This is a genomic window from Komagataeibacter saccharivorans, assembly GCF_003207825.1.
GTDB lineage: Bacteria > Pseudomonadota > Alphaproteobacteria > Acetobacterales > Acetobacteraceae > Komagataeibacter > Komagataeibacter saccharivorans.
Window position 1 is genome coordinate 229,672 of record NZ_NKTY01000002.1, and the last position, 7,973, is coordinate 237,644.

The 7,973-nt window shown below is 62.6% G+C and carries 7 protein-coding genes; 1 reads left to right on the forward strand and 6 read right to left on the reverse strand.

Annotated elements, in window-relative coordinates; genetic code table 11:
- Nucleotides 1–37: 37 nt before the first annotated feature.
- From CFR79_RS02895 to CFR79_RS02920, 6 genes are all read right to left on the reverse strand, one after another.
- Nucleotides 38–664: an IMPACT family protein gene (locus CFR79_RS02895; RefSeq protein ID WP_102324899.1), complete on the reverse strand. Its 627-nt coding sequence runs from the start codon at nt 662–664 to the stop codon at nt 38–40.
- Nucleotides 661–2,067 carry a DNA repair protein RadA gene (radA, locus tag CFR79_RS02900; protein ID WP_102324898.1) on the reverse strand — a complete coding sequence of 469 codons (1,407 nt, stop codon included), beginning with the start codon at nt 2,065–2,067 and terminating at the stop codon, nt 661–663. Before radA ends, CFR79_RS02895 begins: the two co-directional genes overlap by 4 nt.
- A gap of 56 nt (nt 2,068–2,123) precedes the next feature.
- A complete protein-coding gene (locus CFR79_RS02905; RefSeq protein WP_102324897.1) occupies nt 2,124–2,918 on the reverse strand; it encodes an ABC transporter ATP-binding protein in 795 nt (264 codons plus the stop codon).
- Entirely contained in the window at nt 2,915–3,700 is a 786-nt protein-coding gene (locus tag CFR79_RS02910) for an MlaE family ABC transporter permease (protein ID WP_110546859.1), read from the reverse strand. The genes CFR79_RS02905 and CFR79_RS02910 overlap by 4 nt, the downstream gene beginning before the upstream one ends.
- A 169-nt stretch (nt 3,701–3,869) precedes the next feature.
- Entirely contained in the window at nt 3,870–5,969 is a 2,100-nt protein-coding gene (locus CFR79_RS02915; protein WP_258373399.1) for a TonB-dependent receptor, read from the reverse strand.
- A 119-nt stretch (nt 5,970–6,088) separates the two neighbouring features.
- Nucleotides 6,089–6,550, reverse strand: coding sequence for a DUF2946 family protein (locus CFR79_RS02920; protein ID WP_181417338.1), 462 nt, complete (start codon nt 6,548–6,550; stop codon nt 6,089–6,091).
- Between the two features lie 104 nt (nt 6,551–6,654).
- On the opposite strand from CFR79_RS02920, the gene CFR79_RS02925 reads away from it, so the two are divergent.
- Entirely contained in the window at nt 6,655–7,488 is an 834-nt protein-coding gene (locus tag CFR79_RS02925) for an energy transducer TonB (protein WP_110546861.1), read from the forward strand.
- The last annotated feature ends 485 nt before the right edge of the window (nt 7,489–7,973 follow it).

Genomic DNA, 7,973 nt, shown 5'->3' on the forward strand with positions numbered 1-7,973 from the left:
TGAACGTGAAACGCTGTCTGACATAGCGGCAATGCCCTTACTCTCCAACACCCTGTGACGCATCTTCCTCCACCACGCGGATCGTGGCCTGCCCGCGGGTTATGTCGGTAATGCGTGCGCGCACCTCCGCTTCGCGCACGACGGGCACCGTTATATGCAGCGTCACGCCCGCCGCGCCGAATTCCTCCCCAGAGATCTGGCAGTCCATGCTTTCCAGCCGGGCGCGCAGCAGGGCGTGTTCGGAAAAACCGCAGCCAAAGGTCAGGGCCACCATTTCCACAATGGGCTGGCGGGGGGCGAGGCGCAGGCATTCCGCCGCCGTGCCGCCATAGGCGCGCACCAGCCCGCCCGCGCCCAGCTTGGTGCCGCCGAACCAGCGGGTCACGACCACCACCGTCCGGTCGAATCCCTGCCCCTCGATCACCTGAAGGATCGGGCGTCCCGCCGTGCCGCCCGGCTCACCCGCATCATCGCTGCGGTAGGTCTGGCCGATCAGGTAGGCCCAGCAGTTATGGGTCGCATCGGGGTCGCTGACGGCGGCGATGAAGGCCATGGCTTCCTGCGGGGTGGCGACGGGGGCGGCCTGCGCCAGAAAGATGCTTTTCTTTATTTCCCGCTCCAGCATGGCGGGGGCCTGTAGCATGAAGCGCTCGGGTGCACTCACGCCGGGGCCTCCTCCATCCCCTGGGTGAACAGGCTGACCAGATCGCCCAGATGACCGATTTCATGCAGGCCCAGCCCGTCGGGCGCGGTGGGGCGGCGGTTGCCCCGCGCGATGCGGCGCGGCAGGTAGGCGTGTTCGAAGCCCAGTTTGTGCGCTTCCTTCAGCCGTGTATCGGGCTGGGAGACCTGCCGCACTTCCCCCGACAGGCCGACTTCGCCGAAATAGACGGAACCCGCGCTGGTGGGCTGGCCTGTCGCCGCCGAAACCAGTGCGGCAGCCACCGCCATGTCCGCCGCCGGTTCCATCACGCGCAGCCCGCCCGCCACATTCAGATGGACATCCATTGCATTGAGCTTGATGCCGCAGCGCGCTTCCAGAACCGCCAGCAGCATGTTCAGCCGCCCGGTATCCCAGCCGACCACCGCCCGGCGTGGCGCGCCATCCCCCCCTTTGGGCGAAAGCAGGGCCTGCACTTCCAGAAGGACGGGACGGGTGCCTTCCATACCGGCGAATACGGCGGAGCCTGCGATATGACCGCGCCGTTCCGCAAGGAACAGGGCGGAAGGGTTGGGTACTTCCTCCAGCCCCTGATCGGTCATGGCGAAAACACCGATTTCATCGGTCGCGCCAAAGCGGTTCTTGGCCGCGCGCAGGATGCGGAACTGGTGGCCGCGGTCGCCCTCGAAATACAGCACCGCATCAACCATGTGTTCCAGAACGCGGGGGCCGGCCAGCGCCCCTTCCTTGGTGACGTGTCCTACAAGGATCAGGCTGAAACCGCGCTGCTTGGCCAGACGGATCAGCTCGAACGCGCTGGACCGGACCTGACTGACGGTGCCGGGCGCGCTTTCCACCGTTTCCATCCACATGGTCTGGATCGAGTCGATTACCACCATCGCCAGATCGCTTTCCGCTTCCAGCGTGGCGGCGATGTCGGCCACGTTTATCGCGGCAGCCAGTTCCAGCGTGGGCGCTTCCAGTCCCAGCCTGCGGGCACGCAGGCGGATCTGGTCAACCGCCTCCTCGCCCGAGATATACATGACCTTGCGCCCCAGACGCGCCAGTGCGCAGGCCCCCTGCAACAGCAGCGTGGACTTGCCGATGCCGGGATCGCCGCCCACCAGCACCACGGATGCGGGCACCAGCCCGCCACCCAGCACGCGGTCGAGTTCGCTGATCCGCGTTTCTATCCGGGGTGGCGGAGGCGTGTCGCCCGCCAGCCCCACAAGATTGATGCGCGCGCCGCTACGCCTGCGCGCGTTCGTGCCACCGGTCGCGGTGGGTTCAACCGATTCTTCTACAATGCTGTTCCATGCACCACAGGCGTCACACCGGCCCGACCACTTGGGAAAGACCGCCCCGCAGGACTGACAGACAAAACGATTGGCGGGCCGACGCGCCATGATGGCTCCTTGCGCAAGAACAGACCGGTTTCATATGGGGTGGCGGTGCCCCGGAATCAGGTGGGCACGTCAACCTTGATCGGGCCTTCGCGCCGACCATGGGTAAACTGGTCCACGACCGGGTTGCCGCTGTTGAACAGTGTGGACGGCGCACCCTGCCAGATCAGCCTGCCTTCATACAGCATGCCGACCTGATCCCCGATCCGCTGGGCGGATGCCATGTCATGTGTGATGGCGATGGCGGTGGAACCCAGCTTCCGCACGCAATCGGCAATCAGCCCGTCAATCACGGCCCCCATGATCGGGTCGAGGCCGGTGGTCGGTTCATCAAAGAACAGGATTTCAGGCCGGGCCGCGATCGCGCGTGCCAGTCCCACGCGCTTCTGCATCCCGCCGGACAGTTCGGAAGGGGACAGGCCGCCCACGGCAGGGTCCATGCCTACCTGTTCCAGCAATGTGCCCGCGCGCTCGCGGGCCTGCGCGCGGGTCAGGCGTGGGCCATGGCCGTTGCGTGCCGCCGCCATCAGGCCGAAGGTCACGTTTTCCCACACGCTCAGACTGTCGAACAGCGCGCCGTTCTGGAACAGCATGCCAATTCTGGCCATGTAGGGTTCGCGCTGCCGGGCGGACAGGGTGGTCATTTCCACGCCGTCGATTTCGATGGAACCGGAATCGGGCGCCATAAGCCCCAGTATGCAGCGCAGCAGCACCGACTTGCCGGTGCCGGACCCGCCGATGACCACGAACGATGTGCCCCCCATGACATCAAGGTCCACCCCATCAAGCACCACCTTGGGGCCGAACGCCTTTTTCAGGCCGCGAATGCGGATCTTGGGTGTCTGTTGGGTCATTGCGAGAAGAATACGTCCGTCAGGAGATAATCGAATGTCAGCAGCAGGATCGATGCCGCAACCACTGCCGCGGTCGTGGCCGCCCCCACGCCCTGTGCGCCGCCGCGGCTGTTATAGCCATGGTAACAGCCCATAAGCGCGATCAGGAAGCCGAAGATGGCCGCCTTCACCAGTCCCACGGTCACATCCATCACCTTGAGGGACGCCACCGTCGCCGCGATATAGGCGGATGCGGAAAAATCCAGCTTCATCACGCATACGGTAAAGCCGCCCAGCACGCCCAGTATATCGGCCACCAGCACAAGGAAGGGGAGCGCCAGCGTGCCTGCGACCAGACGGGGTGTAACGAGGTATTTCATGGGATTGGTGGACAGCGTACTCAGCGCATCGATCTGGTCCGTCACCCGCATGGTTCCGATTTCAGCCGACATCGCAGCCCCCACCCGGCCCGCGACCATAAGCCCGGCCAGAACCGGCCCCAGTTCGCGCGTGACCGCAAGGATGACAATCCCGGCAATGGCGTTCTGTGCATGGTACTGGGCGAAGCCGGTATAGGACTGAAGTGCGATCACCCCACCCGAAAACAGGGCGGTAAGGGCTACGACCGGCAGCGAAAAATAGCCGATTTCAACCAGCGTGCCCCACAGGATGCGCCAGTAGAAGGGGGGGCGGATCACATGCGACAGGGCGACGGCGGCGAACAGCGCCACCCGTCCGGCCGTGCGGATGATGTCCAGAACCGTCCTGCCCAGACCGGCAACAGAATCGAGAACGCCGTTCACAACGCCCCCCGCGTGTAGGAATGATGACCGTATCGGACAACAGGTTCGGCAAGCATGTTCCTGCCGTAGCGCGCGCTGCCCCTCACGTCAAAGCGAAAGCGCATCACCCACCCGCCAGCCCCGGACCGGGCGCGGCCTGTCCTGTGCCGGGCGGGTGGGTGGCGGGCGGTCAGAAGCGTGCGGTCAGGCTGACATTGAATGACCGGCCCATGCCCGGCAGGGCGCGCAGCGATCCGGTCGCGGCGTAATCCGCCAGCGACCACCCGCCCAGCGGCAGGCTGTATTTCTGGTTCAGTACGTTGTCTATGCTGGCATCCAGCGTCATGTAACGCCAGGTGTACTGTCCCCCCAGCCCAAGCAGCGCATAGCCGGGGGTACGGGGTTCATTGCGCACCCAGTCCACCGTGTCCTTGGCCTTGACGAAGGTCATTTCCACACGGCCGGTCCAGTTTTTCCACTGTTCATGCAGCGCCACGTTTCCGTTGGTTGGCATCTGGTGATACAGGCCCGCGCCATTGGTCAGATCCTGTCCGCGCACCCAGTTGATGTTGGTCACGATCTCGCCATGGCCAAAACGGGCATTGTGCCACAGGCGATAATTGCCCGATGCGTTGATGCCGTAGCTCTGGGCGTTGTGGTTGACGAATTCCAGTGTTGAAAACTGCCCCGATGACGCGATGCGCCGCACGTTCACGTAATTATGGGTGTAGGTGTAATAGGGCTGGATTTTCAGGTCCCAGCGATCGCCGTCGGGGTCATGCCAGTCAGCGGTGATGCTGGCGGTATTGGCGACTTCCGGCTTGAGATCGGGATTGCCGACATAGCCGTTCCCGTCCCCGAACCAGTTGATCATGCTGGTGACCATGGCCGAACGCCCCCATGCGTAGCGTTCGTACAGGTTGGGCGAGCGCGTCTTGCGGGCATAGCCGCCTTCGATCGACAGGTCGCGGCGTGGCTTCCAGCGGACAAGGGCGGTCACATCGAAGTTTACATCCGTCCGGCCCCGGTCGGTGGCGTTGAACTGGTTGGCGGCGGCGATGTTCGCGTTGCTCATCATGGATGGCATGGTGGAATAGGGGGCGACCGGTCCCGTATTCATCATGACCAGATCATTGCGAAAACCCAGCAGGGTCGAGACGCGCGGTGTCCACGCGGCTTCCCATTCCACGAAATGGCCCAGACGGTCACGGTGACCGTCATTGATGCTGTGATAGGTGTCAGGCCCCATCATCATGCTGCCCGCGACCGGTGGCCACCAGTCGTTCAGGCCGGAATGGTCGAATGAACTGCCCAGCCTCAGGGTATGTTTTTCCGCCAGCGCAATGGTGGCCTTGATGCTGTAGCCCGCCATGCGGGCATTGGTGTTCATGGGCATGTGGGTGGTTTTCCGCCGGTCGGGCAGGAAGTCCATCGCGTGGTCCTCGCGCTGCCAGTAGCCACGCGCTTCCAGTTCGCCCCAGTCGAATGTGCCGACATACTTGCCGTTTACATAAGTGGAGCGGTTGTTGGTCATGTCCATGTACTGGTTGGCGAATCCCTCATGCGGGGTGTCCTGCTGCCCGAAGGTCAGGGTGAGCAGGTGATTGTCCTTATGGACGCCAAAGGTCACGTCATGGTTGTAGGTCAGGTAGCTGGTCGAACGGACCAGACCGGCATCCCCGCCGCCCTTGTAATCGCCCGCCTGACTGTAGGAAGCATTGTAGCGCAGGCTGAACATGTCATTCGCCACCGTCAGGCTGCCCGATGCGCCATATCCGCCGCCATTGCTGCGATAGGTGCCGGTTACGTGGCCGGTAACCAGTATCTTGCCATGCCGTGCGAACTGCGGGTCACGGCGTTCCACATCGATGGTGCCGCCAGTGCTGTCCCCGCCCATGCTGACGGGCGTGATCCCCGCGATGGCGGTGGCGGTTTCCACACTGTCGGAATCGATGAAGGACAGGGCGGGATTCATATGGTTCGGACAGCCGGAGGGGATGCGTACCCCGTCCACCATGGTTGCCACCCGGTCATCGGCCATGCCGTTGAGCGCGGGGAGTGCGGCAAGCCCCCCCGCCGAATAGGCACTGACCCCCGGCTGGTTACGGAACAGGCTGACCGCGTCGGGGCTGCTGAGGCGCGCGGCGGTGGTATCCGCCTGCGATGGCGAACTGGCGGACAGCAGGCGTTCGCCCATTGGGGTATCCTCGGCCGAGTCCTCGATCGACAGGCCGGGCAGGGTTACGGTGGTTTCAGCCCGCGCGGCATGGCACAGGCCAGCGGCCAGCATGCTGCCGCCAGCGGCCATCGCGATAAGCGTGGCCGATGATTTTATGGAAGTCACTTTTCATGTCCTGAACAGGAGACCGGAAAGCGCATGCCCATGGGGGCATGCGGCGGCATGGGGGTTCAGGATACGGAAGGTGGCCCCTGCGCAGGGGGAAGCCCCAGTATGACGGGCGGCGGCGCGCGCGGCTGGCTGATTGCATGCCGGGGGCGTGCCCACGTAACGGGCGGCAGCGGGACAAAGGGCAGGACGGTCAGGACCAGCGCAGGCAGGTGCAGCAGCGGGCACAGCGGGCAGCCTTCGGTATGGTCATGGCCCGGCTGACCCATGGGGTCGGTATGTCCCGGCCCCATGTCATCCATCATGGTGTCGTGGCTGGCATCGGCCTGCGGCATGTCCGCCATGTGGGGCATCGGCGCAATGTCGATGCCTGTCAGCCGCATGATGGTCGAACGCGGCAGCTCACCCGGCAGGCTGCGGCTTTCAATCAGCAGTTGCCCCCACAGCCCCAGGCATGCGCACAGCACCATGATCCAGCGGATCGCAGGCATGTCATGCAGGAAAGGGTGGCGGGCGTGGCCCATGTTTGAACGGGTGCTTTCTGGCTGTAAGATAAGGGCGGTAACGGGTATGTGTTCTCGGATACGCCTACGTTTTTGTCAAATCTGGGTAAGGTCTTGCCACCGTAATGGATAGAAGCGTGCAGCAGCAGGACAGACGCGCAGGCAGGCTTGCCACACCGTTTTCCACCATGTCCGAACGTCCGGGCTGGCGCGCCATGGCTGCCGGCTGGGCCGTGCTTCTGGCGATACTGGTGCATGGCATGATCGGGGCATGGCTGTTACCGCGCCAGACGCCGGTGCATGAACCGGCGGGCGAAAAAAACAGCATACAGGTCTTTTTTGACCGGCCGGAGGTTGCGCCCGCGCCCACATCGGCTACGCCACAGCCACAGCCACAGCCACAGCCACAGCCACAGCCACAGCCACAGCCACAGCCACAGCCACAGCCACAGCCACAGCCACAGCCACAGCCACAGCCACAGTCACAGCCACAGCCGAAGGTGCGACAGCAGGATGAAATACGCCGCCCGGTAGTGCGTCCGGCACCCACGGTGGCTCCGCCCGTTCCGGCGCATGCTAGATCCGGCCATAGCAGCGCAGGAGCGGTTGCTACACCGGGCGGACAACAGGCAGGCAGCGCGAGCCATCCCGCCATTGCGCCACAGAATGGCGCGACAGCAGGGACAACGGCATCATCCTCTACGGCACCACATTGTACCCAGCCTTCATGGCGTTACCCCGCAATGGCGCGGCATATGCACGAAGAAGGCAGTGCAGTGGTGGATCTGACACTCGGGGAACAGGGACAGGTGCTACAGACGACCCTGAAAACCGGCACCGGCTACGATGATCTGGACAGCACCGCTCTTGCTGCCGCCACAAAGGTGCAGTGTTCGGCACCGGGAACCAATCTGAATGGCAGACATGTATTGCTTCCGGTTACGTTTCATCTACATTGATTGAATTAATATTATATAATTCAATCGAGAAGAAATATTTCCTTTAATGAATAAAGGTTGTGGCGCGACCTGCACGCGCTACGATTTTAGCAGGAGAATTGAGGAGCACATGCTCCCGGTTGGAGACAGATCTGTAATATAAGGTCTCTTGTCGCAGGCTGACCGTACCGCGACAGTAAAAACATATAAAGCGTACGTTTTTACTTAATAATATATAACCAGTCATGGTCTGCGAGCTGCGGGACTCGAACCGACACGTTGCAGTTGCCCGTAAGGCTTTTACCCAAGGAAATTCCCCTTTGTTTCGTATGGTCAAATGTCTACGCCAAACATTATGGGAAAGGCAATGCGGGTTCCCTATATTAAGGGTGTTCTTATAAGTCCTTCTAAGTGCCCTTTTGGAAATTCGATATGATGGCTTTTCAAGCGGGTTTATGCGTGATTCAAACTCAGGATGTGGACGCCAGAACAACGAGGCCGAATGG

Coding starts and splice junctions, on each gene's coding strand:
- radA (WP_102324898.1), bottom strand. CDS start 2,067: ATGGCGCGTCGGCCCGCCAATCGTTTTGTCTGTCAGTCCTGCGGGGCG.
- CFR79_RS02905 (WP_102324897.1), bottom strand. CDS start 2,918: ATGACCCAACAGACACCCAAGATCCGCATTCGCGGCCTGAAAAAGGCG.
- CFR79_RS02915 (WP_258373399.1), bottom strand. CDS start 5,969: ATGCTGGCCGCTGGCCTGTGCCATGCCGCGCGGGCTGAAACCACCGTA.
- CFR79_RS02920 (WP_181417338.1), bottom strand. CDS start 6,550: ATGGGCCACGCCCGCCACCCTTTCCTGCATGACATGCCTGCGATCCGC.
- CFR79_RS02925 (WP_110546861.1), top strand. CDS start 6,655: ATGGATAGAAGCGTGCAGCAGCAGGACAGACGCGCAGGCAGGCTTGCC.